General features: G+C 56.4%; 19 protein-coding genes and 1 tRNA gene. 17 read left to right on the top strand and 3 right to left on the bottom strand.

The window, feature by feature from the left end:
- Positions 1 to 12 precede the first annotated feature (12 nt).
- Both fixJ and BMZ67_RS06730 read left to right on the top strand, forming a co-directional pair.
- Complete coding sequence (gene fixJ, locus BMZ67_RS06725) at positions 13 to 639, top strand: response regulator FixJ (protein ID WP_092021188.1); 627 nt, start codon at positions 13 to 15, stop codon at positions 637 to 639.
- 45 nt (positions 640 to 684) lie between these two features.
- A complete protein-coding gene (locus BMZ67_RS06730) occupies positions 685 to 2,280 on the top strand; it encodes an ATP-binding response regulator (RefSeq protein ID WP_092021189.1) in 1,596 nt (531 codons plus the stop codon).
- Positions 2,281 to 2,308: 28 nt separating this feature from the next.
- Here BMZ67_RS06730 and BMZ67_RS06735 read toward each other — a convergent pair whose 3' ends face one another.
- Positions 2,309 to 3,187, bottom strand: coding sequence for a MaoC/PaaZ C-terminal domain-containing protein (locus tag BMZ67_RS06735; RefSeq protein ID WP_092021190.1), 879 nt, complete (start codon positions 3,185 to 3,187; stop codon positions 2,309 to 2,311).
- Between the two features lie 211 nt (positions 3,188 to 3,398).
- On the opposite strand from BMZ67_RS06735, the gene BMZ67_RS06740 reads away from it, so the two are divergent.
- Positions 3,399 to 4,430 (top strand): AraC family transcriptional regulator, encoded by a 1,032-nt coding sequence (locus tag BMZ67_RS06740; protein ID WP_092021191.1) that lies wholly within the window; start codon positions 3,399 to 3,401, stop codon positions 4,428 to 4,430.
- 122 nt (positions 4,431 to 4,552) lie between these two features.
- Positions 4,553 to 4,629 (top strand) — tRNA-Asp (locus BMZ67_RS06745).
- A 263-nt stretch (positions 4,630 to 4,892) separates the two neighbouring features.
- Here the strand turns inward: BMZ67_RS06745 and BMZ67_RS06750 are convergent.
- The gene (locus BMZ67_RS06750) at positions 4,893 to 5,948 is read right to left on the bottom strand and encodes an AraC family transcriptional regulator (protein WP_092021192.1); all 1,056 of its coding nucleotides are present in this window, start codon (positions 5,946 to 5,948) and stop codon (positions 4,893 to 4,895) included.
- A gap of 110 nt (positions 5,949 to 6,058) precedes the next feature.
- Between BMZ67_RS06750 and BMZ67_RS06755 the strand changes: the two genes are divergently transcribed.
- Positions 6,059 to 8,131, top strand: coding sequence for an oxidoreductase (locus BMZ67_RS06755; RefSeq protein ID WP_092021193.1), 2,073 nt, complete (start codon positions 6,059 to 6,061; stop codon positions 8,129 to 8,131).
- A gap of 242 nt (positions 8,132 to 8,373) precedes the next feature.
- Positions 8,374 to 9,642, top strand: coding sequence for an AAA family ATPase (locus BMZ67_RS06760; protein WP_092021194.1), 1,269 nt, complete (start codon positions 8,374 to 8,376; stop codon positions 9,640 to 9,642).
- Positions 9,643 to 9,652: 10 nt separating this feature from the next.
- On the opposite strand, the gene BMZ67_RS06765 is transcribed toward BMZ67_RS06760, so the two are convergent.
- On the bottom strand, positions 9,653 to 10,555 hold the full coding sequence (locus BMZ67_RS06765) for a DUF1853 family protein (protein WP_092021195.1): 903 nt from the start codon (positions 10,553 to 10,555) through the stop codon (positions 9,653 to 9,655).
- Positions 10,556 to 10,699: 144 nt separating this feature from the next.
- Here BMZ67_RS06765 and BMZ67_RS06770 point away from each other — a divergent pair, with 144 nt between their 5' ends.
- The 11 genes from BMZ67_RS06770 to BMZ67_RS06820 all read left to right on the top strand — a co-directional run bounded on the left by BMZ67_RS06770 (position 10,700) and on the right by BMZ67_RS06820 (position 26,590).
- The gene (locus tag BMZ67_RS06770) at positions 10,700 to 11,584 is read left to right on the top strand and encodes an NAD(+) kinase (protein ID WP_092021196.1); all 885 of its coding nucleotides are present in this window, start codon (positions 10,700 to 10,702) and stop codon (positions 11,582 to 11,584) included.
- 2 nt (positions 11,585 to 11,586) lie between these two features.
- Complete coding sequence (locus BMZ67_RS06775) at positions 11,587 to 12,600, top strand: metallophosphoesterase (protein ID WP_092021197.1); 1,014 nt, start codon at positions 11,587 to 11,589, stop codon at positions 12,598 to 12,600.
- A 2-nt stretch (positions 12,601 to 12,602) separates the two neighbouring features.
- Entirely contained in the window at positions 12,603 to 13,460 is an 858-nt protein-coding gene (locus tag BMZ67_RS06780; RefSeq protein ID WP_092022079.1) for a rhomboid family intramembrane serine protease, read from the top strand.
- Positions 13,461 to 13,640: 180 nt separating this feature from the next.
- Positions 13,641 to 13,898, top strand: coding sequence for a YeaC family protein (locus BMZ67_RS06785; protein ID WP_092021198.1), 258 nt, complete (start codon positions 13,641 to 13,643; stop codon positions 13,896 to 13,898).
- A gap of 8 nt (positions 13,899 to 13,906) precedes the next feature.
- The gene (locus BMZ67_RS06790) at positions 13,907 to 14,743 is read left to right on the top strand and encodes a DUF2797 domain-containing protein (protein WP_092022081.1); all 837 of its coding nucleotides are present in this window, start codon (positions 13,907 to 13,909) and stop codon (positions 14,741 to 14,743) included.
- 73 nt (positions 14,744 to 14,816) lie between these two features.
- Entirely contained in the window at positions 14,817 to 17,456 is a 2,640-nt protein-coding gene (pepN, locus tag BMZ67_RS06795; RefSeq protein ID WP_092021199.1) for an aminopeptidase N, read from the top strand.
- A gap of 180 nt (positions 17,457 to 17,636) precedes the next feature.
- Positions 17,637 to 19,025, top strand: coding sequence for a DUF1329 domain-containing protein (locus tag BMZ67_RS06800; protein WP_092021200.1), 1,389 nt, complete (start codon positions 17,637 to 17,639; stop codon positions 19,023 to 19,025).
- A 185-nt stretch (positions 19,026 to 19,210) separates the two neighbouring features.
- Positions 19,211 to 20,302: a WD40/YVTN/BNR-like repeat-containing protein gene (locus tag BMZ67_RS06805; protein WP_092021201.1), complete on the top strand. Its 1,092-nt coding sequence runs from the start codon at positions 19,211 to 19,213 to the stop codon at positions 20,300 to 20,302.
- 49 nt (positions 20,303 to 20,351) lie between these two features.
- Complete coding sequence (locus tag BMZ67_RS06810; protein WP_092021202.1) at positions 20,352 to 22,736, top strand: efflux RND transporter permease subunit; 2,385 nt, start codon at positions 20,352 to 20,354, stop codon at positions 22,734 to 22,736.
- A gap of 183 nt (positions 22,737 to 22,919) precedes the next feature.
- Entirely contained in the window at positions 22,920 to 23,903 is a 984-nt protein-coding gene (locus BMZ67_RS06815) for a TAXI family TRAP transporter solute-binding subunit (protein ID WP_092022083.1), read from the top strand.
- Between the two features lie 80 nt (positions 23,904 to 23,983).
- Entirely contained in the window at positions 23,984 to 26,590 is a 2,607-nt protein-coding gene (locus tag BMZ67_RS06820) for a TRAP transporter permease (protein WP_092021203.1), read from the top strand.
- Positions 26,591 to 26,593: the final 3 nt, after the last annotated feature.

Below are 26,593 nucleotides of genomic sequence, written 5' to 3' on the forward strand. Positions count from 1 at the left end.
GGAGAGTAGAGCATGAGTGACATCCAGCAAACGGTATATGTTGTAGAAGACGATGAAGCGGTACGGGACTCTCTGGAGCTGCTGTTGAAGTCTGATGGCAAGACCGTCGCGACGTTCGACAACGCCAATGCGTTCCTGAAAGACTATTCCGAGGATATGGCCGGCTGTATCGTGCTAGATATCCGGATGCCGGGCATGGACGGCCTTGAGCTTCAGAAGCGGCTTAACGAACGTCATTCCATCTTGCCGATCATTTTTGTCACCGGCCACGGCGATGTGCCCATGGCCGTTGATGCCATGAAAGAGGGCGCGGTCGATTTTATCCAGAAGCCCTACCGGGAGGAGGCGCTGCTGGAGAAGATCGAAGTGGCTCTGTCTGAGGACCGCGAGCAGCGTAAGACCCTGGGGGAGCAGAAAGAGATCCTGAAGCGGATCAAGACGCTGACCCCGAGGGAAGCTGAAATCATGGATCGGATGATTGCCGGTCAGGCCAACAAAGTTATTGCCATTGAATTGGAGATCAGTCAGCGGACGGTAGAAATCCACCGTTCAAGGGTTATGCACAAGATGGGCACCCATTCCCTGGCGCACCTCGTTCGTATGGTGTTGTCCGTAAAGGACCGTATCGACGCCAGCTAGTCTGAGGGGCATCATGCGAGTATGTATTCAACTGGCTGCGAATCAATGAGTGAACAGGTCTGTGCAAGTGCCGATGCAACGGTTTTGCTGGTCGATGACAACCCCCAGAACCTGAAGGTTCTCTACGAAACGTTGAAAGACAAGGGGTATCGGCTGCTGATCGCCAATGACGGCAAGAAGGCGCTGACCCTGGCCCGCCGTGACCGGCCGGAGGTAATCCTGCTGGACATCATGATGCCCGAGCTGGACGGTTACCAGGTTTGCCAACAGCTTAAGGCCAATCCCGAGACCGCTGACAGTGCGGTTGTTTTCCTGTCTGCCCTGGATGATGTTGAAGCCAAGGTGAAAGGGTTCAGTCTGGGGGGAGCGGACTACATTTCCAAGCCCTTCCAGGCGGCAGAAGTGATTGCACGGGTCAAAACACATGCCAGTGTCGTGCGACTGGAGCGCCAGTTACAACAGCGTAACCGTCAGTTGGAAAGTGACCAGAGCCGCATCCTCAATGCCATCAGTGAAGGGATCTATGGGCTTGATGCCTCAGGCGACATCATCTTTGCCAACCCCGCTGCGGAAGCCATTGTACGAAGCTCCGGCGATGAGCTCATTGGTTCCAACTTCTTCCTGACCCATTGTCGGGACTGGGGCTGTCAGGGTGACGAACCTGGGTCAGAGTCGGAGCTTCCGGTTCAGGCCACTTGCCGCTTGGGCACATCAGAGCATCGTCGTGGTGTCACCATGACCCGTCCTGATGGCAGCGTATTCTCTGCCGAGTATCGTTCGTCCCCAAAGCTGGAGGGTGATGAGCTTCTGGGCGCGGTCGTGGTCTTTCGCGATATCACCGAGGAGCTTGAGCGGGAAGCCGAGCTGAAGGCCGCCCAGGATATGGTTGAGGAACAGCGTGAGCAGCTGGCTCATGCGTCCCGACTGTCGACTCTGGGGGAGATGGCCGCCGGGTTTGCCCATGAGGTCAACCAGCCATTAACCGCGATCACGAACTATGCGCGGGTTGCCATGCGGTTGATCGACAACGACGAAGTGGATTTGACGTTGCTTCGTGAAACTCTGGTAAAAACCGAAGCCCAGTCCCATCGCGCCAGTGAGGTGATTCGCCGCATCCGTCAGTTTGTGAAGAAGCCGGCTTCCGGTAAGGAGGTGGTGCCTGTGGCGGCGTTGCTGGAAGACACCCGGCAGTTTGCCGAAGTCGATGTGCGGCATAACGGTGGGGGGGTGAATGTATTGGTCGAGGACGGCGTTGAAGACGTCATGGCGGACCCTGTACAGGTTCAGCAGGTCACACTCAACCTGATTCGCAATGCGTTGGAAGCAACTCGGGCCGCCGGCTCTTCCGAGCCGGTTAATGTCACGGCCGTGCGTACCGGCAATGGTTTCGTGCGTATCGACGTCACTGACCGGGGCACCGGACTGCCAGAGGATGCAGAGAGCAAGCTGTTCCTGCCGTTCTACACGACCAAGCCGGAGGGTATGGGTATTGGTTTGCCCATGTGCCAGTCCCTGATCAAATCCCAGGGCGGAGAGATTGGCTTTGAGCGCCCGGAGCAGGGCGGGGCGCGATTCTATTTCACCTTGCCGGAGTCCAGCGCTGCTGAACCCGACGCCCTTCGTCACCAGGCGGCCGAGTAAATCCGGCCGCTATTCAAAACCCAGTCTGCTAATCCTGGTGCCAGGTAATATCGCCGGACAGGTGAGGGGCATCGCCCTTGCTGTTCAGTAGCTGGTAGTCCCAGGTGTTGCCATTTTCCTGCCAGTTCAGCTGCGCGCTGCCGGGCAGGAAGAACGGTTTCTTGAAGCTGCAGCGTACCGTCAGCGGTCCTTTCCGCCAATTCTCCTGCTGTTCAAGCATGGCGAGTACGTGGGCCTTGCTCCACATACCGTGGGCAATGGCCCGTGGAAACCCGAACGCCTTTGCGGTCAGTGCATGGAGGTGAATCAGGTTAAGATCCCCGGAAACCTTACCATAGCGACGGCCCAGGTTTTCTGGCGCCTTGACGTCCAGGGTGTTCGGGTAGCGGGGCAGTTCGGGTTTGCTGCCAGTGCCAGGCTTGCCGCTGCCGGCTGCGCTTTGGCGGAACAGGTTGGTGCTGGTCTCTTCCCAGACCTTTTGACCGGATGAGAAGCATTCGGTAACGAGGTCGAATTCCAGGCCGCGGTCGGTCTGCGTTTCGCCATCAAGCCGCACTTCAATATCCAGTCGTTCCCCAGTACCGATCGGGCGAAATTGGGTAATGCTGTTCCGCAAATGGACCAGGCCCAGAAGCGGAAGAGGGAACTGGCTATCGGTCAAAAGCTTAAGTTGCAGCGGGAACGCCAGGATGTGTGGCCAAGTAATTGGCACTGATGTGTGAGGCGCGAAACCGCATACCTGCTCATAACGTGCTAGCTTTGGCCCGATGGTGCTGACGCCCGTCAGCCTGGCGCTGAGTGCCGGCAGTGATGGCGCTGTAAGGTTTTTTTGCTTCGGTAGCACTGCGCGGCTATAGAGTGGCCAGAGCCCCGGAGCCTGTTTGTTATAGGTGTAGTTTGCGGTCATGGCGGTGCCGACCTCCTGCAATCGCTTGAGAACTGTGAAAAATCTGGTACAACTGTGCCTTATTGGCCCAAATTGCCCGATATTACGCTAATATTGTTCGAATGCGCCTGAGTCTGGCAAACTCATTGGGTCAGGACATTGACTCGGCCTACTGGCCCTTTGGTCTGGATGGCCAACGTAGAAAAAAATATACAACTATAAGCGGGATGATATGCAGGAACTTCGTGATGCTGGTGTGATGCTGCGCTTGATCTATCAGGCAATGAAGAAGAAGGGAATCGATACTGATGCAGTTTTTACCCGGCTTGGTGTTGACGAGGCTTATGTCTACACCGAGCAGCTTCGAACACCACACAATGCCCAGCTGTATTTCTGGCAAGTTCTTGAAGATGTTTCAGGTGATCCGGACATCGGACTGCAACTGGGGAAACTGTTGCCGGTTTACCGAGGGCAGGTGCTGGAGTACCTTTTTCTCAGTAGTCCCACCTTTGGTGAAGGTCTGCGCCGGGCGCAAAACTATCAGCGCTTGCTGAGCGACGCGGCGAATACGGACTTCATCATTGAAGGTGACGAAGCCTGCATGGTTCTCGATACTGCCTCCGAAGAAGTCCGCCGCCTGAAACATTTTAATGAGTGTTTTGTGCAAGGGCTGGTGGCTTTCTTCAAGTCCATCACCGATGGCAGCTTTTACCCGTCCCGAATCGAATTTGAGCACGAACGTGACCGTGGCCAGGATCTGGTGGCAGACATTCTTGAGTGTGAGGTGCGGTTCGGAGCCAAGGAAAACCGGCTCTATTTCTCGACCAGCTTGCTCTCTTACCCGTCGTCCCATGCGGAACCTGAACTGCTGGCCCTGCATGAACGGTTTGCCAGCGAGCAGGTTGCGCGGCTCGAAAAGAAAGATATCGTGGGGCAGGTCGAACGCATCATTGCCGAGCTGCTGGAAAGCGGGGAGGTGACTCTGGATGCCGTGGCCGAACGTTTGGATATCAAGGCCCGCACACTGCGTACGCGTTTGACGGAAGCCGAAACCAGCTTCAATCAGGTACTGGCGGATTTTCGCTATCGCCTTGCGCGCCAGTTGCTGGCGACCACCGATGAGTCCATTGATGAAATCGTGTATCTGACGGGGTTCTCAGAGCCGAGTACCTTTTATCGGGCGTTCAAACGCTGGTCTGGGATGACTCCGATTGAATACCGGAAGAACGCCCAGGGTCGCGATGCGACCATCGATGCTATGTAATTGAAGAAAATTCTAAAAAGTTTTTTGAAAAGCGTTGACACGGGGGCAAAGCTCTATATAATGCGCCCTCGTTGTCACCACACAGTCATCTACGGATGGCCATTCAGGTGGCAGCCCAACGCGGAGCGGTAGTTCAGTTGGTTAGAATACCGGCCTGTCACGCCGGGGGTCGCGGGTTCGAGTCCCGTCCGCTCCGCCATTTTTTCCTCTCTTTTCTTTGGCATCCGCCAAATTATCCCTGAAGTCGTCAATGTTTCGCCATTCTGGCGCTTGTCATCACTTTGTCATTGTAGTTTCATAATCTGGCGTTATCTCGCTGAAGGACTCAATCCGTGAGGATGCTGGACTATGATGGAATATGAAGAAGAATTGTTGTCTCAGGACAATGAAGATTTTGACGATGATGAAGAAGAACTGGACGACGCGACCGAGCTTTAGCCTTTGGCGTAGCGGTTTTGTCCGCTAACCGTAATCTTGCGCCCGAAGTGTTTTTCGGTGCTCTCCAGGACTTACGTTGAACCACCGCCTGTAGGCTTTGTGAAAGGCCGCAGGCGTTGAAAACCCAAGAAGCCAGGATACCTCAGAGAGTGAGAGTACGGTCTCGCGGATGTAGTCCTCGGCAAGCTCCTTCCGTGTTTCGTCGATCAGTTGTCGATACCCGGTTCCTTCCTCCGCCAGTTTGCGCTGCAGTGTCCAGGGGGACAGGCCAAATTCCTGTGCCACCGATTCCAGACTGGGAGCTGATTGTTCCAGCATCGGTGTCACTTTGTCCTTGACCTGCTCCCGCAAGGTCCAGCCTGACCGCAGTCGTTTCAGTCGCAGTTCACAGTCGCTCAGCAGCAGTCGGTTCAGGGCGGGCTGGGCGGATAGTGACGGAAGCGCCCTGACGCCTTCCGCCAGTTGGATGCCGTTCTCGCCAGCGGAGAACGCCACCTGGCAGTCAAACCACTGGGTAAACAGCTCTTCCAGGCCTTGTGATGGGTATTCGATCGATACCCGTTCAACTACATGATGGTGGCCGGACAGTTCGCGAATCAGTTGAACCCAAGTCGACAATACTGAATCCACCACGAAAAAGTTGAAGGCGTTGTAGGGGCGAATGGAATAGAAGTGAGCCTGTGAGCTGCCTGCCGCCATGTGGGGTTGGCCACGGCTGTTGCGACTGGTCAGGGGGAAGTAGCGAACGATGGCCTCCAGAGCATCGCCAATGGTTTCAGACGTCAGCGCGGCCAGGCCCGCCAGTCCAATGTCAACCGGTCGGCTCAGGCTGCCCATTGCCAGCCCAAGGGCAGGGTTCCCTGTCAGTTTGATCGCCGCATGTCCCAGGCGCATATAGCGGGGGATACTGATTCGTGCGTCGGGCGACGACAGTAGTCGCTCGTTCAGGTTGAACTGGTCGATCAAGGGCTGGGCAGAACAGCGCTCGTGGCGGACGGCCCTTAACAGCGCGTTGACGTAAAACACGCTGATGTCGCCAAGGGTGTTCTTGCGTGGATTGGGAGGCTCAGGCTTGGTCATAAGGGTGATTGTGGTTTAGGGATAGTTAAATGTTATTTCAGGATATTGAGGCGGGCAAGCAGGCAGGCTACTTTATCGCCATATAACGACGAACTCCCCAGGAGCAACTGATGAGCGAAAATACAGTCAAACCCGGCCTTGCCAAGTACCCGAACCTGCTAAAGCCGCTGGACCTTGGTTTTACCAGTCTGCGTAACCGGGTGTTGATGGGCTCCATGCACACCAACCTCGAAGAAGCGAAGCATGGTTTTGAGCGGTTGGCAGCGTTTTACGCCGAGCGGGCACGCGGCGGTGTCGGGCTCATCGTAACCGGGGGAATTGGACCTAACGCCGAAGGTTGTGTGTTCAAGGGCTCTGCCAAACTGGACACTGAAGCGGAATCCGATGAGCACAAGCTGGTGACCCAGGCGGTTCATGAAGCGGGCGGAAAAATCTGTATGCAGATTCTGCATGCCGGACGCTATGCCTATAGCCCGGAGCTGGTGGCGCCTTCAGCCATTCAGGCTCCCATCAACCCGTTCACCCCGAACGAGCTGGACGAAGCCGGTGTCGAAAAGCAGATCCAGGACTATGTGAACTGTGCTGCCCTGGCCCAGCGTGCGGGTTATGACGGCGTTGAAATCATGGGTTCGGAAGGTTATTTCATTAACCAGTTTATCGTTTCTCACACCAATCACCGGACCGACCAATGGGGCGGCAGCTACGAGAACCGTATCCGTCTGCCTCTGGAAATTGTTCGCCGGGTACGCGAGCAGGTAGGGGAAGAGTTCATCATCATCTACCGTCTGTCCATGCTGGACCTGATCGAAGATGGCAGTACCTGGGAAGAGGTGGTGCAGCTGGCCAAAGGTATCGAGAAGGCTGGTGCCACCATCATCAACACCGGTATCGGCTGGCATGAAGCGCGTGTTCCTACCATTGCGACGTCTGTGCCACGGGCGGCCTTCACCGAGGTGACCGCGCGGTTGCGGAGTGAGGTGAACGTGCCTCTGGTGACCACTAACCGCATCAATATGCCGGATGTGGCAGAGAAGGTGCTGGCGGAAGGTCATGCCGACATGGTGTCCATGGCGCGGCCATTCCTGGCCGATGCCGACCTGGTCATCAAAGCCGAAGAAGATCGTGCGGAAGAGATCAATACCTGCATCGGGTGTAATCAGGCCTGTTTGGATCACACCTTTGAAGGCAAGCTGACATCATGCCTGGTCAACCCTCGTGCCTGCCATGAAACAGAACTGGCGTATGTGAAAACGGCCAAACCCAAGGCTATTGCTGTCGTGGGTGCCGGGCCCGCCGGGCTGGCCTTTGCGACGGTGGCCGCAGAGCGGGGTCACAAGGTGACGCTGTTTGATGCAGGGTCCGAAGTCGGTGGTCAGTTCAATATTGCCAAGCGTATCCCGGGCAAGGAAGAGTTCTATGAAACCCTGCGCTATTTCCGGGTGATGCTGGACAAGCACGGTGTTGATGTTCGGCTCAACACTCGGGTATCGGTAGAGGATCTGGTGGCTGGTGGCTACGATGAAGTGGTGCTGGCAACCGGTATTATGCCGCGCCTGCCGAATATCGAAGGTATCGACCATCCGAAAGTGATGGGTTATCTGGACGCTATCCTTGGGCGTAAGCCGGTCGGCCGCAAAGTGGCGGTCATTGGAGCTGGCGGGATTGGTTTTGATGTGTCGGAGTTCATTGTTCACCAGGGTGAATCCCCATCCCTCAATGCCGAGCACTTCATGAAGGAGTGGGGGGTTGATCTCACTGTTGGGCATCGTGGTGGTGTCCGGGGCGTTACGCCAGAGCTGCCGGAAGCTGCACGGGAAGTTTTCCTGCTTCAGCGTAAGACCTCGAAGGTGGGGCAGAACCTGGGCAAGACCACGGGCTGGATTCACCGGACGTCCCTGAAGAACCGCAATGTTCAGATGGTGCCTGGCGTGACTTACCGCAAGATTGATGATCAGGGGCTGCATGTCACCATCACCCCCAAAGGCGCTGAGCAGGGCGAAGACCGGGTGCTGGATGTTGACAGCATTATCGTCTGTGCCGGCCAGGACCCGCTGCGCGAATTGCAGAAAGGCCTGGAGGATACCGGTGCGAGTGTGCACTTGATTGGCGGCGCCGATGTGGCGGCTGAGCTTGATGCCAAACGCGCCATCAACCAGGGCAGTCGCCTGGCCGCGGAAATCTGAGGTCATTGCTTGAGAGGGGACGTTGCTCCTCTCTAGGTTATTGAATGACAAGCCCGGTTGAGCGTTCCGCTCTTCCGGGCTTTTTTTCGGGTGGTTAAAAAAAGTTACTTCAAGACTGGAACATTTCGCCGTAAAGTCTGCCAGAATGAATCCACAGCACTACAATCATTGCTGGGGTATCTTTAATCCAGGTAGCGTGAAGTCAGCAGGCGTCCGCTGTGCGCATTTAACAGGAGTCAAGAATGGGGTCTGCCGGTCAGGCGAGTGAGGGGTATGCTGCGGTATTCTTCATGGACGGTAAAAAAATTGCCCGTCAGATGCGAGCTTCAGAATTTGGTGCTTTCCTGGATGGCTATGTCGGCCTGTCGGATTTGAAAGAAACGGACGTCAAGGCCATTTATGTGTCGCTGACGGACGATCTCCAGATCCAGGGTATGGTGTTTTTTCGCATCTACTTCGACGAAGAAGGGCGTGCGGACAGCAGTTGGAACATTCCGATCGAGCAGCTTTCACTGACCGGAGGGAAGGGGCCGAACCTGGGGAACGGTCCCATTCACCTGGCTTGTAAAAGCCAGTGCCCCATCCCGGGAATTAAGGATGAGTTGTGGGACCCGGACATGACGCCGGGCAACAACACCTTCCAGGTTATCCGCAAGGCCATTGACTCCAACACGCTAAAATTCAAGAAAAAAGAGCCTACCCCGCAGACCGGCGACGACGAAATTCCGGTACTGGGTGCGGCCGTTGTTCCGGTTTTGGAGGCCGAATCAGAGGCAGAGCAGGAGCTGAAGGCTGAGCGCACCCGCATGGCCAACCTTCTCCGGGAACACCGGCTCAGAATCAAAACCCTCCAAAGCGTTCATCGGGATGCGTTGGCGGATACTCGCCACGAGCACCGTATTGAAGTGAAGGCCGTGCGTTCGGAACTGACCGAGCTTGAGCAGAAGTATGAGCGGCTGCGGATTGCCAACGAGCAGCTAAAGCAGCGTCTCGCTGAGCGCAATGAGCAGTACCTGATGATGCAGGAGCAGGTTAGTCAGGAGAATGAGCAGCCCGAAGAGCCGAGCCTGGCCAGCAGTGCTGAAGCAGTTTTGCTGAACGAACAGATCGAGCGAAAGCAGCGGGAGTTGGAGCTGCGGGACGAGAAGCTGGTCTTGCTGGAACAGGAGCTCCATGAGCTGCGTCACCGGGAACCGACGGAAAACACGGTGATGAGACATCTGCAGGATCAGTCAGTATTCTTGGTGGGGTATCATCCGGGGATTGGGCACCTGACCCTCCCTTATGAAGATATTGAGGTCTACTTTCAGAATCCGACCGCGTATGCCGCGGACAAGTGCGGGCTGAATGAGCCTGCCTACCGTGACTGGCTGGATCACTACGAAAACCCGGTGTGCCGACACCAGGGCAGCGACGGTGTTGCCTGCGAACAGCCGGTCATGCGAGTCAGCCAGCCAGCGGAGTTCCGCCCGGGTGTCGATGACCGCTGTGATGAGCACAGGGGCGGTTAGTCCAGGTGAGCTAACCTTGTCCCGGCCAAGAATCGGGAACGACAAACCAGCGTTCCACCTCCACCAGACCTTCCCCTTGCTGACTCCGGCCCATGTTTGCGAATAACGCGGGTCTTTCACTGACTGGAATCTGTTTTAGTGCCTGCTGCGCGTGCTCTGCAGGTTCCGCCTGGCGCTGCTGATAGGGACCCAGCCAATGGGGTTTTCGAAGCTGGGTCCAGTGTTCGGTATTCACCTGGTCCAACTGGGAGTGATAGAGCCAGCGTCCGGTTTCGTGGTGGGGGTTAATGTAGTCACTGTCGGAGCTTTCGGGTAATTCTGGGGACAACGGCCTGAAGAGGTAGCCCGGCATGGTCAGCACCGGGGTGATCGATCCGTTAACACCATGGCTGGTCAGTATCTTTCGGGTTTCCGGGCGCTGGGTCATGGTGAGCTGGTGGCTTGTCATGCGACCGGCTTTCAGGTCAAGGCGGTCACGGGCGTTGGGGCCGAACCAAAGGGTTTGGCCGTCCTGCACAAGGCCCAGGTAGAACTTGACCGCTATTTCGTGATGCTCAAATTCCTTTGTGACCGGGTTATGGACGATGAAGTCGAGCTCCCCCAGGGTGTGGCCGTCGTCTGCCCGGATGGCAGCGTTGCGGAGGATGATCGGCCACTCCAGAAGCCATTCCAGCAAGAATGCATAGAGCGCTTCAAAGTAGTGCCCCAGGCGGTGGCTTTGGCTGCGATTGAGGGCGGTCAGCAGGGGCGCAGGTTGGCGATCCAGTGCTTGCAGGCGGTCAAAGGTGTCGCCAGGCAGCCAGGCCGACAGAGGGCGGATTGTTGGCTGGCAGATCAGCGAGGGTGCCTGGCAGAGCCAGGCAAGGTGACGAACCGCGGGTGTCTGCCAGAAAGTGTCATGGAACTGTGTCATGGCAAAGTCAGGAAATCAGGCAAAGTTGGATAACGGGTTTTCAGTAATCTGCCGATATTCGTTAAGATGACATTAACCAAGGCCGCTGAACAGTGCGGCGGTCTTATCCGGATGCCAGCTACGGGACTCTTTACGGAACTCCAAATGGATCAATTCAGAAATATCGGCGTGATCGGGCGAATGGGTAGCGTCAAAGTGGTGGAATCCCTCCGCCAGCTTAAAAGCTACCTGATCAGGGAAAACTATCACGTCATCATTGAGGACGACACAGCCAGTATGTTACCTGGCCATGGGCTGCAGGTAGCCAGCAAGAAACTGCTGGGGGAAATCTGCGATCTGGTCATCGTGGTCGGCGGTGATGGCAGTCTGTTAGGTGCAGCCCGAGAGTTGGCAAAATCCAACGTACCACTGCTGGGTGTTAACCGGGGCCGGTTGGGTTTCCTGACGGATATTTCGCCCTCTGATCTTGAAGAACGCCTGTCAAAAGTACTGGCGGGCGAGTACATCGAAGAAAAGCGGTTCCTGCTGGATGGTAGTGTGGAGCGAAACGGCCAGGCCCTGGGGTTTGGTGCGGCCTTGAACGATGTGGTGCTTCATCCTGGCAAATCCACCCGGATGATCGGTTTTGATCTCTTCATCGACGGCCACTTCGTTTATAGCCAGCGCTCTGATGGCCTGATCGTCTCTACACCCACAGGGTCAACGGCATACTCGCTTTCCGCGGGTGGGCCGATCATGCACCCGAAGCTGGATGCCATCGTGCTGGTGCCGATGTTCCCCCACACTTTGAGCAGCCGGCCGATTGTGGTCGATGGCAAGAGTGAGATAAAGCTGGTAATCGGTGAAACCAACGAGGCGTACCCCCAGATCAGCTTCGATGGTCAGATGAACATTGCGTGTGCACCCGGTGACATCATCCGTATCACCAAGAAGCCCTTTAAGATCCGGTTGATTCATCCGGAAGACCATAATTTCTATGCCACTTGCCGAGACAAACTGGGCTGGGCGAGTGAGATCGCAGCGAGTTGATTATGGCCGTACATAAAAAAACCGCGAGCCGCGGTTACGACATTATCGGAGATGTACACGGGTGCGCCCATACCTTGGTCCGCCTGTTGGATCAGATGGGCTATCGCAAGATCAATGGCGTCTACGAGCATCCACGGCGTCAGGCGATTTTTATCGGCGATATCGTCGACCGGGGCCCGCGTATCCGGGAGTCGCTTCATCTGGTCCGGGATATGGTGGAGCACGGTTCGGCGCGAATGGTCATGGGCAACCATGAGTACAATGCGCTGGGGTACTGTACCCGTGCACCGGCTGGGAGCGGCAAGAAGTGGCTCCGTGAGCATAACCCGCGCCACGACCGGCTTATCCGCGAAACCCTGGACCAGTTCGAGCATTACCCTCAGGAGTGGAACGAGTTTCTTGAGTGGTTCTATACAATTCCCCTGTTCATCGAGGAAGACCATTTCCGGGTGGTGCACGCCTGCTGGGATAACGACCTGATTGAAAAGTTCAAAGCCGCGCAAGGGGGAGCCTGCATTGATGAGGACTTCCTGCAGGCATCGTCTGCGCTGGAATCGTTTGCTGGTCAGGTGATGGACACACTGTTGCGGGGGACCGACCTCAAATTGCCAGAAGGCCTGGCGATCACTGGCAAGGATGGGTACGTGCGTCAGTTTTTCCGCACCAAGTTCTGGGCTGACAATCCGAAAACCTACCAGGATGTGGTGTTCCAGCCTGACCCGCTTCCCCCGGAAGTCTCCAGCCGGGTACTGACCGCGGAGGAGCATGCGCAGTTGCTTAGCTACTCATCGACGGAGCTACCGGTATTTGTTGGCCATTACTGGATGGATGGCAGGCCGGAGCCGATTGCGCCCAACGTGGCCTGTATCGACTACAGTGCGGTCAAGTACGGCAAGTTGGTGGCCTACCGTATGGACGACGAACGTGAACTGTCGCGGGATAAGTTCGTCTATGTGGACGTAGAGCGTCCGGAACAGGGGAGTGACCCCTATTCTGAAGACAGCGTGGCGAGGTGACCTTGTACCGGATCAAACAGCTCGAAGCGGATGTGAACCTCGCAGAGTTCAGCCGCTGGTTGCGTGAACAGGGGGTAAATCACCGGATTACTGCGGAGGGGAACTTCCAGGTTCTGTGGCTGGAAAATCCGGATTACACAGATGCGGTACTGGCAGCACTCAACCAGTTCCTTGAATCCCCCGCGTTTCGGTCCGGGGTGCAGGACAGTAATCGTTCCCCGGTGTATAGGGGCGGCAGGTGGCAGCCTTCCCCACGCCATGCGCCGTTGGTGCTTTCGCTGATTGTGATCGCCGTTGTGGTGGCCTGGGTGACCGGGCAGGGGACCAGTGTGCTGTCAGCGAACCTGACGTTTGTGGATCCCCGCTACTACGAGTGGGGCACGTTTGCACAGCGGATGGCCTCGTTGGCGGATAGCCTGGCATCGGGCCAGGTCTGGCGACTGATTACCCCGGATTTCCTGCACTTCAGCTGGACCCATGTGATCTTTAATTCGGTGATGCTGTGGTTCCTGGGCAGTCAGGTTGAGTGGTTTGACGGCAGGGGGCGGTTGATTGCGCTGTTTCTGGTGAGCAGTCTGCTATCCAACGGGCTCCAGTATGCGGTGTCCGGCCCACTGTTTGGTGGGTTGTCCGGCGTGGTGTACGGCGTGCTCGGCTATTGCTGGCTCAGCCAGCAGCGATTGCCCCGCTTCCAGTTTCCGCCGGCATTGGTGGTGTTTGGGGTGGTCTGGATGGTTATTGGTTTTACCCCATTGCCGGAATGGTTGGGACTTGGCAGGATGGCGAATGAAGCGCATCTCGGCGGCTTTGTCGCCGGACTGGTCATGGCGGTATTGCCGCCACGGGCTGTGCGGCGTTAAGTTGCTTGATGGTGTTCAAAAAAAGCCCCACCAGAGGTGGGGCATAAAAGAGCTATGAGCTCCTGATGAGAGAGACCAAATGAACGACCTTTGTCATTTGGTGGGGTAATGATAATCGTTATCATTTAATGGGGTCAACCCCAGAATGATAGTTATGTGCAATAAACTCGGAAAGATGTGATGACATACCAGGAATTGATTGAGCGTATGGACCCATCGGTATACCGCAGCCTGCGTCAGGCGGTGGAGCTGGGTAAATGGCCTGATGGCCGGGTGCTGAGCGAGGAGCAGCGGGAGTTGTGCATGGAAGCTGTGCTGTACTATGAAAGCCAGCATATCCCCGAAGATCAGCGCGTAGGCTATATCGACCGGACCAAGAGTGATGGCAGTACCTGTGGTCCCGACGATGACGCTTCTCCCATCCGTATCATGAATTGAGGTTGGGTTTGAACGCAGCAATTGATGTGATGGGGCGGCTCCGGAAAATGCCGGTTGAAGCCTCTAACCCGGTTAGCTATACCATCAAGGTCGGGGATACCCTGCTGCCTCTGAATGATCTCATTGGGCGTCAGGTCCAGATTGATTTTGACGGGGTTATTCGCTGTATCCACTGCGACCGCACCACGAAGAAGAGCTTTAGCCAGGGTTTCTGTTACCCGTGCTTTCGTAAGCTGGCGGCTTGCGACAGTTGTATTGTCAGCCCTGAGAAGTGCCATTTCCATGAGGGCACCTGCCGTGAGCCGGAATGGGCAGAGACGCACTGTATGACGGAGCATGTGGTGTACCTCGCCAATTCGTCAGGACTGAAGGTCGGAATTACCCGTGCCTCCCAAGTGCCGATCCGGTGGATTGACCAGGGAGCAGTGGCCGCAATCCCCATGCTGAGGGTTGCAACCCGGCAGCTGGCTGGCCTGGTTGAAGTGGCCTGCAAGCAGTACGTGGCGGACCGCACCAACTGGCGGGCCATGCTCAAGGGCGAGGTGTCGGAGCTGGATCTGGCCGCAGAGCGCAGCGCTCTGTTGCAGAAGATAGACGCCGAGCTGAGCGCTTTGCAGCAAGAGCATGGGCCAGAATCGCTGAGGGTGGTGGATGAGCCGGGCTTAAGTCTCAGTTATCCCGTCCAGGTCTGGCCCTTGAAGGTCAAAACCCATAATCTGGACAAAACCCCATCGGTGACCGGTGTGCTTCAAGGTATCAAGGGACAGTACCTGATTCTTGATACCGGTGTGATCAATATTCGCAAGTACACCGCCTATGAAGTCCGGTTTCAGGTCAGTGCCTGAAACCGGCGCCACAACGTCATAATTCCAACGATTCCCCCCCGGCGTATTACCGCCCTGTCAGCTGGAGAAAATCATGCGAACAAATCAGCCTCGAACCATTTACCTGAGCGAGTATCGCGTGCCGGCCTTTCTGGTCGATCATGTCGATCTCAGGTTTGAGCTGTTTGAGCAAGGTGCCCGGGTGCACAGTACCCTGGACGTTCGCCGTAATCCGGATTACCCGGAGCGGGCTGAACACCTGGAACTGGACGGTGACAGCTTGCGCCTGGAAGCGGTCAGCCTCAATGGCGTAACCCTGGAGGCAGACCACTATCAGGACCAGGGTGACAAACTGGTTGTTCTGTCCGTGCCAGACCAGTTCCAGTTGACGGTGGTGACCTGGATTGAACCGCAAAACAACACCCGCCTGGAGGGACTCTATAAGTCATCGGGCATGTTCTGTACCCAGTGTGAGGCCGAGGGTTTCCGCTGTATTACCTTCTTCCCGGACCGGCCCGATGTCATGGCGCGTTTCCGGACCCGTATCGAGGCTGACAAATCGAGTTACCCGGTGTTGTTGTCCAACGGCAATGATATTGAGCGGGGCGAGCTGGCGGACGGCCGTCATTTTGTCACCTGGGAAGACCCGTTCCCCAAGCCCTGTTACCTGTTTGCACTGGTGGCGGGCGACCTGCTCCTGAAACAGGATACGTTTACCACCTGCTCAGGCCGGGAGATCGATCTGCGTATCTATGTTGAGCCGCGCAACGCCACCAAGTGTGAGCATGCGATGGACTCGCTACAGCGGTCGATGCGCTGGGACGAAACGGTATACGGTCGCGAATACGACCTGGATATCTTCATGATCGTTGCGGTTGATGACTTCAATATGGGGGCCATGGAGAACAAGGGGCTCAACATCTTCAACTCCTCCTGTGTCCTGGCAAGCCCGGAAACCGCAACCGATGCTTCGTTTCAGCGTATCGAAGCGATTGTCGCCCATGAATACTTCCACAACTGGTCCGGAAACCGGGTCACCTGCCGGGATTGGTTCCAGTTGAGCCTCAAGGAAGGCTTTACGGTCTTCCGTGATGCCGGATTCTCGGCAGATATGGGGTCCCCGATCGTTAAGCGGATTGAAGATGCCACTCTGATGCGGACTGCCCAGTTTGCTGAGGATGCTGGGCCTATGTCCCACCCGGTGCGGCCGTCGTCTTACATGGAAATCTCCAACTTCTATACCCTGACTATCTATGAGAAAGGGGCTGAAGTGGTGCGGATGATTCATACCCTGTTGGGGCCCGACTTGTTCCGTAAAGGCAGTGATCTGTATTTTGAACGCCACGATGGGCAGGCGGTAACCACCGATGATTTTGTGCGGGCTATGGAAGATGCCAGCGGGCGCGACCTGAGCCAGTTCCGGTTGTGGTATGAGCAGGCCGGCACCCCGGTGCTGACCGTGCGTGACGAGTTTGATGCCGAAGCCGGTATCTACCGGTTGTCGATTGAGCAGTCCATCCCTGATACCGCCGGGCAAACCGACAAGAAGCCCCAGCACATTCCGTTTGCGCTGGGGCTGCTGGGGCCGGATGGCGAGGCTGTGCCGCTCCGTCTGTCGGAGAATGAAGCGGATGCCCCACTGGAGCGGGTGCTTGAGCTGACTGAGGCGCGTCATTCTTTCGAATTCCATGGTGTGCAGACGCAGCCAGTACCGTCCCTGTTGCGCGAGTTTTCCGCTCCGGTCCGAGTCGACTACCCGTGGACCCGGGAGCAACTGCTGTTCCTGATGAGCCATGACAGTGATGGTTTTAACCGCTGGGATGCTGGTCAACAGCTGGCCGTGGACGTCATTCGGTCATTGATGGACGGCGAAAACGGAGCCGTGGATGAGCGCCTGGTCGACGCTTATCGTGTTCTGCTGAACGATCCGGCACTGGACCAGGCTTTGGTGGCCAAGATGTTGCTGTTGCCGTCAGAGGCGTATTTGATTGAGCTGTCGAATGATGTGGATGTTCAGGCCATACATGAGGCTCGTACACGGGTTCTGGATCATTTGGCAAACGCCCTGCGGGATGATCTGCTGGCATGCTTCCACCGCAACGCCGGCTCAGGAGACTACCAGTTAACGCCGGAGGCGATTGCCGGCCGCAGCTTGCGTAACACAGCCCTCGCCTGGTTGCTGCATATTGGTGATCAGGAGGCCTGCACGTTGGCGCAACAGCAGTTCGACGTGGCCGGCAACATGACCGATCGTTTGGGGGCTCTCCGTGCCTTGGTCAACTCCCGGTTTGTCGCCGAGCGAGAAGCCGCCTTGGAGACCTTTTACCAATGCTGGGAGGCTGATCCACAAGTTGTGGAGCAGTGGTTCTCCGTCCAGGCAGGCAGTCAGCAATCTGGAACGCTGGAGGCGATCAAGGCGCTGCTGCAACATCCGGCGTTTGACTGGAAAAACCCGAACAAAGTGCGTTCCGTGATTGGGGTGTTTGCCGGTCAGAACCTGGCCCAATTCCACCAGCCGGACGGCTCTGGCTACCGTTTCCTGGCCGATCAGGTCTGTCGACTGGACGATAGCAACCCGCAGATTGCGGCACGGCTCGTTTCCCCGCTGACCCGTTGGAAAAAATTTGCTCAGCCTTACTGCTCGGCGATGAAGGAAGCGCTGGAGACGGTTCGGGCAAAAGATGGGTTGTCAAAAGATGTCTATGAAGTGGTTCACAAAAGCCTGCGGCCGTAGTGGGTGGGTCACCCGGCCTGTGACACTTCACCAACAAAAATCGCACTTTTGGACGATGACCTTTATTGGCTATTCGTCTAACCTGAATTTCACTTGGAGGACCGGATTGCCCTCGTTAGTACAATAATAAAGCACAACAAGACGCCTGATAGGCATATAGACTCACCTAAGGTTGATAACATGCTGAACAATAAAAATTTGCTTCTGGGTGGCCTTTTCGCGCTGTCGGTTGCGGCAGCACCAGCGCTTGGCGCGGTATCCGCCAGCGAAGCGGCTCGCCTGGGTAATGACCTGACCCCTTTTGGCTCCATAAAAGCGGGTAACGCCGCTGGCACTATTCCGGCCTGGACTGGTGGTTTGACGACGCCCCCGGCTGGCTACGAACGTAGTGGTCAGCACCACATTGATCCATTCCCGGGTGATCAACCGCAGTTCACCATCACCGCTGCGAACATGAGTCAGTACAAGGGGCAGCTATCCGATGGCGTTCGGGCGCTGCTGGAAACCTACCCCACCTCGTTCCAGGTGCCGGTCTACATCTCTCGCCGCACCCATGCCGTACCGGAGTGGGTTGAGGACAATGTCCGCAAGAATGCCGTGAGTGCGACCATTGTGGGTGAGGGCGCCGGGCTTGATGGTGCTTATGGCGGATACCCTTTCCCAATCCTCAGTGGCTCCAATGAGGAAAAGGCCTGGCAGGTAATGTGGAACCATCTGACCCGTTGGCGTGGTGTCTCTGTAACGCGCCGCGCCAGTGAAGTGGCGGTTCAGGGCAACGGTGATTACTCTCTGGTTACCTCTCAGCAAGAAGCCTTCTTCAATTTTTACAACCCGGAGGGGGATGAAGGCGATCTGGATAATGTGATTTTCTATTACCTCTCATTTACCCAGTCGCCGCCGCGTCTGGCGGGTGGTGCGATCCTGATCCACGAGACCCTGAACCAGATCATCAACCCCCGTAATGGGTGGGGATATAACGCTGGCCAGCGTCGGGTTCGTCGTGCTCCCAACCTGGGTTACGACTCGCCGATTGCCGCTGCTGACAACCTGCGTACGGCGGACGATACCGATATCTTTAACGGCGCGTTGGACCGCTACAACTGGAGTTATGAGGGCGTCAAAGAGATCTACGTCCCTTACAACAACTACCGGCTGAGCGAGGACGGCCTGCCGTACTCTGAAATTTTGGGCGTGGCACACGTTAACCCGGAGCTGACTCGTTGGGAACTGCACCGGGTGCATGTGGTTGAGGCAAGCCTGAAGGACGGTGAGCGCCACATATACAGCAAACGCCGTTTCTATGTTGATGAAGACAGCTGGAACATATTGCTGGTGGACCAGTACGACGGTCGTGGCCAGCTCTGGCGCGTGACCTTCGGGATGGCCATCAACTATTACGAGCTGCCGGGCGTCTGGACCGTTCTGGATGTGTACCACGACCTTCAGGCGCGTCGGTATCACGTGCTTGGGCTTGATACCGAAGAGCCTGGCACTCGTGTGTTCAGCAACGAAGTACCGAACCGTCGTTACTACTCGCCGGCCTCGTTGCGCCGTCGCAGCGTGCGTTAAGGAAATAAAGAAAAATTACGATGAAGCAGGAACAGACCGGAAGTCGTGAGGCTGCCGGTCTACTTTTACATGGGAGCGGTATTCTCAGTCGCCCCCACAGAGACACTTAACAAACATAATAGGCACACTTAATGGCTACACGGTTGACGTGCAAGACCCTGGGTTCGGCCTGCCTTGGAATGACCATGGCATGCTCCGCCCCTGCGGCTTTTGCCCTGACGGACATCCTCGAAACCCCGGCCAGGGAAACAAGGCTGGCTCCCACCCACTTGCTGACGGACGTAGACTCCGCAGGCGAGCGCATCGTTGCGGTTGGTGAGCGGGGCCATATCATTTTCTCTGATGATGAAGGTAAGTCGTGGACCCAGGGACATGTGCCCGTGTCGGTGACCCTCACTGCTGTCGACTTTATCGGGCCCGAGACTGGCTGGGCGGTAGGACACAGTGGCGTTGTGCTCAAGTCTGAGGACGCCGGTGCGAATTGGGCCGTGCAGTTGGACGGTGTTCAGGCTGCTGAGCTGGCCATTGCTGGTAAGGAAGAGCGTGCCGCCGAGCTCGAAGCAAAAATCGAGGAGGCACCGGAAGAAGAGCGGGGCGACCTGGAATGGGCGCTGGATGACCTCTACTTCTCCATAGAGAACATGCGTGCGGATATGGACATCGGGCCGGTAAACCCGTTGCTGGACGTGTGGTTTGAGAATGACCAGTTCGGTTTCGTGGTGGGTGCCTACGGCATGCTGCTGCGGACCGAGGATGGTGGCGCCAGCTGGCAAGACTGGTCGGGTCGTTTGGACAATTCGTCTGGCTACCACCTTAATGCGGTCACCCGTATTACCGGAGGAGCCCTGGCCATTGTGGGTGAAGCTGGGCAGATTCACGTCTCTGTGGATCACGGTGAAACCTGGGAACTGCGCGACAGCCCCTATCCCGGTTCCCTGTTCGGTGTGATTGGCACCGGTAACGTAAACGAAATCCTGGCCTTTGGGCTTCGTGGCAATGTATTGCTGTCCACGGATTTGGGCAAGTCCTGGAATATCGTACCGAGTGGTGCGAGTGCCACGCTTAATGGTGGCATGGTGTCAGAAGACGGTCGAATTACTCTCGTAGGCAATGGCGGTGTCATTCTGGTGAGCTCTAACGATGCTGAAAGCTTCCGCCAGTCTTATCGCGAGGACCGGGAGGGTGTGATGAGCGTGGTGCCGGTATCCGACACCAATATTCTCATTGTGGGTGAGCACGGTGCCACGGTCACTGATGCTCGCGGACAAGACCTTTAATTACGCCCTGTTGCGGCGAAACTGACAGATTTGAAGAGGGGCTTATTTAATGTCCAACCCGAAGCACGATAAGGGCGAACATTACCTGACGACGCCGAAGGCGGAGCCGTTCCTGGAGCGGCTGATTTTCAATAACCGCGCGGCGATCCTGTTCGGCTTTCTGATCCTGACGTTGTTCCTGGGATACAACGCGGTCAAGATCCAGCCGGATGCCAGCTTTGAGCGAATGATTCCGCTGGAGCACCCGTACATTGTCAACATGATTGAGAATCGTGATGACCTGGAAAACCTGGGTAACTTTGTACGGATTGCCGTAGAAGCCAAAGACGGCGATATTTTCAGCAAGGAGTACATGGAAACACTCAAGGAGATCACTGATGAAGTGTTCTTCCTCAACGGTGTAGACCGTGCCGGTCTGAAATCACTGTGGACGGCGAACGTTCGCTGGGTCGAAGTGACCGAGCAGGGCTTCCAGGGTGGCAGTGTTATCCCTGATGGCTATGACGGCTCTCCGGCCAGCCTGGAGGCGCTGCGTCAGAACATTTTGCGTTCCAATGAAGTAGGACGTCTTGTTTCCGACAACTTTGGTTCAACCGTGGTCTATGCGCCGCTGTATGAAACCAGCCCGGAAACGGGTGAGCCTCTGGACTACGCCCAGTTCTCCCGTCAGCTGGAGGAGCAGATTCGCTCGAAGTACGAGCAGCAGAACCCGAACGTTGAAATCCGCATCGTGGGCTTCGCCAAGAAAGTGGGTGACCTGATCGAGGGTATCGGCTCCATCGCCTGGTTCGCCGGTATCACCATCGTGCTGACAACCCTGCTGCTGTTCGGCTATTCCCGTTGCATCTCTGGAACCCTGGTTCCGGTTTTTGCCTCCATTGTTGCTGTGTTCTGGCAGCTTGGCGCACTGCGGCTGCTGGGCTATGGCCTGGACCCATACTCGGTGCTGGTGCCGTTCCTGGTGTTCGCGATCGGGATCAGTCATGGGGTTCAGGTGGTCAACGCCATGGCGCTGGAAGCGGCCAAAGGCTTTGACCCAATCACTGCGGCACGTCTGGCGTTCCGGGCGCTGTATATTCCAGGCATGCTGGCGCTGATCTCGGATGCGTTCGGCTTCCTGACCCTGCTGTTCATTGAAATTGACGTTATCAAAGACCTTGCTGTTGCGGCGGGTCTGGGTGTGGCGATCGTTATTGTGACCAACCTGGTCCTGCATCCGCTGATTATGTCCTATATCGGCATCACCAAAGGCGGCATTCGCCATGTTCAGAATCATGGTGAGAAGCAAGATCGCAAATGGCGGGTCATGTCGTACTTCTCCCACCCAAGTGTGGCTCCGATCTCATTGCTGATCGCGGTTCTTGGCCTGGGTCTCGGTGTGTACTACAAGCAGGGCCTGAAGGTCGGTGACCTGGATCAGGGTGCGCCAGAGCTGCGTGCAGACTCTGTCTACAACCAGGATAACGCGTTCCTGATCAACAACTACTCAAGCAGCGCCGATGTGCTGGTAGTCATGGTGGAAACCCCTGCGGAGCAGTGTACCCAGTACAACGTACTGCGGGCCATGGATGCGTTGCAGTGGGAACTCCAGAACACACCGGGCGTGCAGTCTTCCGCGTCTCTGGCTGACGTCTCCAAGATTGTGACCAAGGCGCTGAATGAAGGTAACTGGAAGTGGTACGAGATTTCCCGCAACCAGACCATCATTAACGCCTCTATCCGTGAGGCCCCGGCTGGCCTGATCAATACCGACTGTAGTCTGACCCCGGTACTGGTCTTCCTGGAAGATCACAAAGCGGAAACGCTCAAGACTGTGGTTCAGGTTGTCGAGGCCTTTGCGGCCGAGGCCAGCAATGATGAGCACAACTTCCTGTTGGCCGCGGGTAATGCGGGCGTGGAAGCGGCTACGAACGAGGTTATTTCCAGCGCCAAGAACATGATGCTCGTGTTCGTCTATGGCGTGGTGAGCCTGCTGTGCTTCGTGACCTTCCGTTCCATTCGGGCTGTGTTGTGTATCGTGGTTCCGCTGGGCCTGACCTCCATTCTGTGTGAGGCCATCATGGCGGTGTCCGGTATCGGCATCAAAGTGGCCACCTTGCCGGTTATCGCCCTGGGTGTGGGTATCGGTGTGGACTACGGTATCTACATCTATACCAAACTCGAGAAGTTCCTGCTGGAAGGCAAGACCCTTCAGGAAGCTTACTATGAGACGCTGCGCTCAACAGGTAAGGCGGTTGTCTTCACCGGTGTAACGCTGGGTCTCGGTGTGGTGACCTGGATTTTCTCACCCATCAAGTTCCAGGCCGATATGGGCTTCCTGTTGTTCTTCATGTTCCTCTGGAACATGGTTGGTGCAATCTGGCTGCTGCCTGCGTTGGCGCGCTTCCTGTTGCGCCCGGAGCGCATGGTGGCCAAGGCCCAGAAAGCCAAATAAACGCTTTCTGAGCTGATAAAAAAGCCCGTTTCGACGGGCTTTTTTATTGCCTGCTCAAACGGTTAGCGTGTTAACAGTCACTTTATTTAACGTTTGATCTGGTCTATGGTTTACGGGTAGCCATAGTCTGCCTGCCGCAAAAGCAGGCGGTGAATGATAATGATGAAAAAAAGGGAAGAGCTCATGGCACTTGGAAAGAACCTTTCTGCACTCGCACTGGTAGCCGCAGTTGGACTCGGCGTGACCTCAGTCTCCGCCACTGCAACGGAACAACGCTTCGTGACAATCGGAACCGGTGGAGTGACTGGTGTTTACTATCCAGCAGGCGGAGCCATCTGTCGTCTGGTCAACATGGACCGGAAAGAGCACGGAATCCGCTGCTCTGTCGAAAGTACCGGTGGTTCGGTCTACAACCTCAATGCGATTCGACAGGGTGAGCTGGACCTTGCGGTAGCCCAGTCAGATCAGCAATACAACTCCTATAACGGTGCCGGTGACTTTACCGAGGTAGGGCGTGACGAAAACCTTCGCTCGGTCTTTTCACTTCACCCTGAACCGTTCACCGTAGTTGCTTCCAAGGGCTCAAACATTCAAAGCTTCGAAGACCTGGCCGGCAAGCGCGTCTCTGTGGGCAACCCGGGCTCCGGCCAGCGCGCCACCGCAGAGGTCCTGATGGAAGCCATGGGGTGGGGGCTCGACAAGTTCTCCCTGGCCGCTGAGCTGAAGGCTGCCGAGCAGTCCCAGGCGCTGTGTGATGGCAACATTGATGCATTCTTTTACACCGTTGGTCACCCATCCGGGGCGATCAAGGAAGCGACAACTTCCTGTGACAGCGTGCTCGTTAACGTAGATAACGAAGCTACTCAGGAGTTGGTTGCCGAGCATCCCTACTATCGCGTGGCCACTATTCCGGGCGGTATGTACCGTGGCAACGATGAGGACGTGACCACCTTTGGTGTTGCTGCGACGTTCGTGACTTCGGCCAGTGTCGATGAAGACGTGGTGTATGAGGTGGTGAAAGCAGTGTTCGAAAACTTCGACAGCTTCAAGCGCCTGCACCCTGCATTCGCCAATCTTGAAAAAGAGGAAATGGTTGCTGATGCGCTCACCGCACCTCTACACCCAGGCGCTCTGCGCTACTACAAAGAGGTTGGTTTGATCGACTGATCACCACAGGTCCAAGCGGCGGGCATTTTAAATGCCCGCTGCTGTATTCAGACTCTTATTCGCTTTGACAGGATGTAACTATGGCCAATGGTGAGCCAGGAGCTAATACGAACAAAGAGCAGGCGGACGTCGAGCAGTTTCTCCAAACTGAATCCGGAGGACGGGCGCTTACCGGTCCCGCGGCGGTTATCCTCTTTGTCGTACCATTGTGCTGGTCGTTGTTCCAGCTATGGATAGCATCTCCACTGCCCTATGTGGTGGAATTCGGTATTTTCAATTCGACAGAGGCCCGTTCGATTCATCTGGCCTTTGCGTCGTTTCTTGCTTTTTCTGCGTTCCCCATGATCCGGGGAAAGCATACCAATCACGTTCCGGTGTACGACTGGGTACTTGCACTGGCTGCGGCATTCGCGGCCTCATACCTCTACCTCTTCTATGATCAGCTGGCTACTCGGCCGGGTGCTCCCATTACCCAGGACCTTGTGGTGGCTCTGGGAGGTCTGGTGCTGTTGCTTGAGGCGACCCGGCGTGCGCTAGGTCTGCCGCTGACCATTGTCGCTGCGGTATTCATTGTTTACTCCCTCGCCGGCCCCTATATGCCGGATGTCATATCCCACAAAGGGGCCAGCCTTGAAAAGCTGGCGTCGCATCAATGGCTGGGGACCGAAGGTGTCTTCGGCGTTGCATTGGGGGTGTCGACGGGCTTTGTGTTCCTGTTTGTGCTGTTTGGTGCCTTGTTGGAGCGTGCCGGTGCCGGCCACTATTTTATCCAGGTCGCCTACGCCTTGCTTGGGCATATGCGAGGAGGACCAGCAAAGGCTGCGGTGGTTTCCAGTGGGCTCAGTGGTGTGATTTCAGGGTCGTCTATTGCCAACGTCGTAACTACAGGTACCTTTACTATCCCGCTGATGAAACGGGTCGGGTTTCCTGCTACCAAGGCTGGGGCGGTGGAAGTTGCGGCGTCAACCAATGGCCAGCTGACCCCGCCCATCATGGGGGCGGCGGCGTTCCTGATGGTGGAGTACGTCGGTATTTCCTACATCGAGGTGATCAAGCATGCGATTCTGCCGGCGTTGATTTCCTATGTGGCGCTGATCTACATCGTGCACCTGGAAGCCTGCAAGTTGAACATGCAGGGGGTTGAGCGGCTGAATCGCCCTTCACTGGCCCAGCGAATGTTGACTTGGGTGGTACTGTTGTTGGGGCTGTGCCTGCTGACCTTTGCCGTCTACTACGGGATTGGCTGGTTGAAAGATGTCTACGGTGATAAGGCTATCTGGCTGGTCGGGCCTATGCTGTTCGTGGCATACGTCGGGCTGGTTTGGTACGCCACCCGGTTCCCTGAGCTCGAAGAAGACGACCCCAGCAAGGCCATGGCTGAGCTGCCTCCAGTGGGGCCGACGGTTAAAACCGGACTTTACTACCTGCTGCCGGTTGTTGTTCTGGTGTGGTGTCTGACGGTAGAGCGGTTCTCGCCTCAATTGTCGGCGTTTTGGGCGACCATGTTTATGGTCTTCATTATCGTTACCCAGCGGCCAATCAAGGCATTTTTCCGAGGGGAAAATCAACTGAGTCAGGGGCTCAGGGAAGGGGGGGCTGACTTGTTCCACTCCTTGGTGACCGGGGCCCGTAATATGGTGGGTATCGGTGTGGCAACCGCGACCGCAGGCATCGTGGTAGGAACGGTGACGCTTACTGGTATCGGTTTGGTGATGACCCAGTTCGTTGAGTTTATTTCTGGCGGTAACTTGCTGGCGATGCTGATGTTTACCGCGATTATCAGCCTTATCCTGGGGATGGGGCTGCCGACCACCGCCAACTATATCGTCGTGTCCACACTGATGGCGCCGGTGATCGTAACTCTGGGCGCCCAAAACGGGCTGATTGTTCCGCTGATCGCCGTGCACCTGTTCGTGTTCTACTTCGGGATACTGGCAGACGACACTCCCCCGGTGGGGTTAGCGGCTTATGCCGCGGCAGCAATTTCGGGGGGGGACCCGATACGAACCGGTATCCAGGGCTTCACCTACGATATCCGGACAGCCATTCTGCCGTTCATGTTCATCTTTAATACACAGTTGCTGCTGATTGGGTTGTCGGGCTGGTTTGACCTGTTGGTGACCATTTTCAGTGCGGTTACCGCCATGTTGGTTTTTTCGGCTGCAACCCAAGGCTACTGGTTTACTCGGAGCAAGCACTGGGAAACTGCGCTGTTGCTGCTGATCACGTTTACCCTGTTCCGGCCAGGCTTCTGGTGGGACATGATCTATCCGCCGACCGAGAACCGGCCTGGCACCGAGATCATGCAATACGTTGACCGGGTACCGGCGGACGAGCCGATTGTGATCCAGGCTTCCGGTATGTCTCTTGATGGGCAGGACGTTTCCACCTTTGTGGAGTTGCCGTTGCCGGAGGGCGCAACGCCTGAAGACCGGCTGATGCAGGCGGGTCTGCAGTTGCGACAGGACGAAGACCGGATGGTGGTGGACTTTGTTGGTTTTGGCTCGGCGGCGGAAGATGCGGGAATTTATTTCGACTGGACTATTGATTCGGTGCAGGTGGCGCTCGACCGTCCACCGAAAGAGCTGATGATCATTCCTGCCTTGTTGCTGTTGGCGGTCCTGGCTTACGGCCAGATTCGTCGTCGTTCCCGTGAAAATGGCGGTTCCTCTGCGGCTGTCGCTTGAGGC

This window comes from Marinobacter zhejiangensis, assembly GCF_900114775.1.
In the GTDB taxonomy this organism is placed as follows: Bacteria; Pseudomonadota; Gammaproteobacteria; order Pseudomonadales; family Oleiphilaceae; genus Marinobacter; species Marinobacter zhejiangensis.

What these genes read in the sequence shown, in the direction of transcription:
- fixJ (WP_092021188.1), top strand. Translation starts at nt 13, where the DNA reads ATGAGTGACATCCAGCAAACGGTATATGTTGTAGAAGACGATGAAGCG.
- BMZ67_RS06730 (WP_092021189.1), top strand. Translation starts at nt 685, where the DNA reads ATGAGTGAACAGGTCTGTGCAAGTGCCGATGCAACGGTTTTGCTGGTC.
- BMZ67_RS06735 (WP_092021190.1), bottom strand. Translation starts at nt 3,187, where the DNA reads ATGACCGCAAACTACACCTATAACAAACAGGCTCCGGGGCTCTGGCCA.
- BMZ67_RS06740 (WP_092021191.1), top strand. Translation starts at nt 3,399, where the DNA reads ATGCAGGAACTTCGTGATGCTGGTGTGATGCTGCGCTTGATCTATCAG.
- BMZ67_RS06750 (WP_092021192.1), bottom strand. Translation starts at nt 5,948, where the DNA reads ATGACCAAGCCTGAGCCTCCCAATCCACGCAAGAACACCCTTGGCGAC.
- BMZ67_RS06755 (WP_092021193.1), top strand. Translation starts at nt 6,059, where the DNA reads ATGAGCGAAAATACAGTCAAACCCGGCCTTGCCAAGTACCCGAACCTG.
- BMZ67_RS06760 (WP_092021194.1), top strand. Translation starts at nt 8,374, where the DNA reads ATGGGGTCTGCCGGTCAGGCGAGTGAGGGGTATGCTGCGGTATTCTTC.
- BMZ67_RS06765 (WP_092021195.1), bottom strand. Translation starts at nt 10,555, where the DNA reads ATGACACAGTTCCATGACACTTTCTGGCAGACACCCGCGGTTCGTCAC.
- BMZ67_RS06770 (WP_092021196.1), top strand. Translation starts at nt 10,700, where the DNA reads ATGGATCAATTCAGAAATATCGGCGTGATCGGGCGAATGGGTAGCGTC.
- BMZ67_RS06775 (WP_092021197.1), top strand. Translation starts at nt 11,587, where the DNA reads ATGGCCGTACATAAAAAAACCGCGAGCCGCGGTTACGACATTATCGGA.
- BMZ67_RS06785 (WP_092021198.1), top strand. Translation starts at nt 13,641, where the DNA reads ATGACATACCAGGAATTGATTGAGCGTATGGACCCATCGGTATACCGC.
- pepN (WP_092021199.1), top strand. Translation starts at nt 14,817, where the DNA reads ATGCGAACAAATCAGCCTCGAACCATTTACCTGAGCGAGTATCGCGTG.
- BMZ67_RS06800 (WP_092021200.1), top strand. Translation starts at nt 17,637, where the DNA reads ATGCTGAACAATAAAAATTTGCTTCTGGGTGGCCTTTTCGCGCTGTCG.
- BMZ67_RS06805 (WP_092021201.1), top strand. Translation starts at nt 19,211, where the DNA reads ATGGCATGCTCCGCCCCTGCGGCTTTTGCCCTGACGGACATCCTCGAA.
- BMZ67_RS06810 (WP_092021202.1), top strand. Translation starts at nt 20,352, where the DNA reads ATGTCCAACCCGAAGCACGATAAGGGCGAACATTACCTGACGACGCCG.
- BMZ67_RS06815 (WP_092022083.1), top strand. Translation starts at nt 22,920, where the DNA reads ATGGCACTTGGAAAGAACCTTTCTGCACTCGCACTGGTAGCCGCAGTT.
- BMZ67_RS06820 (WP_092021203.1), top strand. Translation starts at nt 23,984, where the DNA reads ATGGCCAATGGTGAGCCAGGAGCTAATACGAACAAAGAGCAGGCGGAC.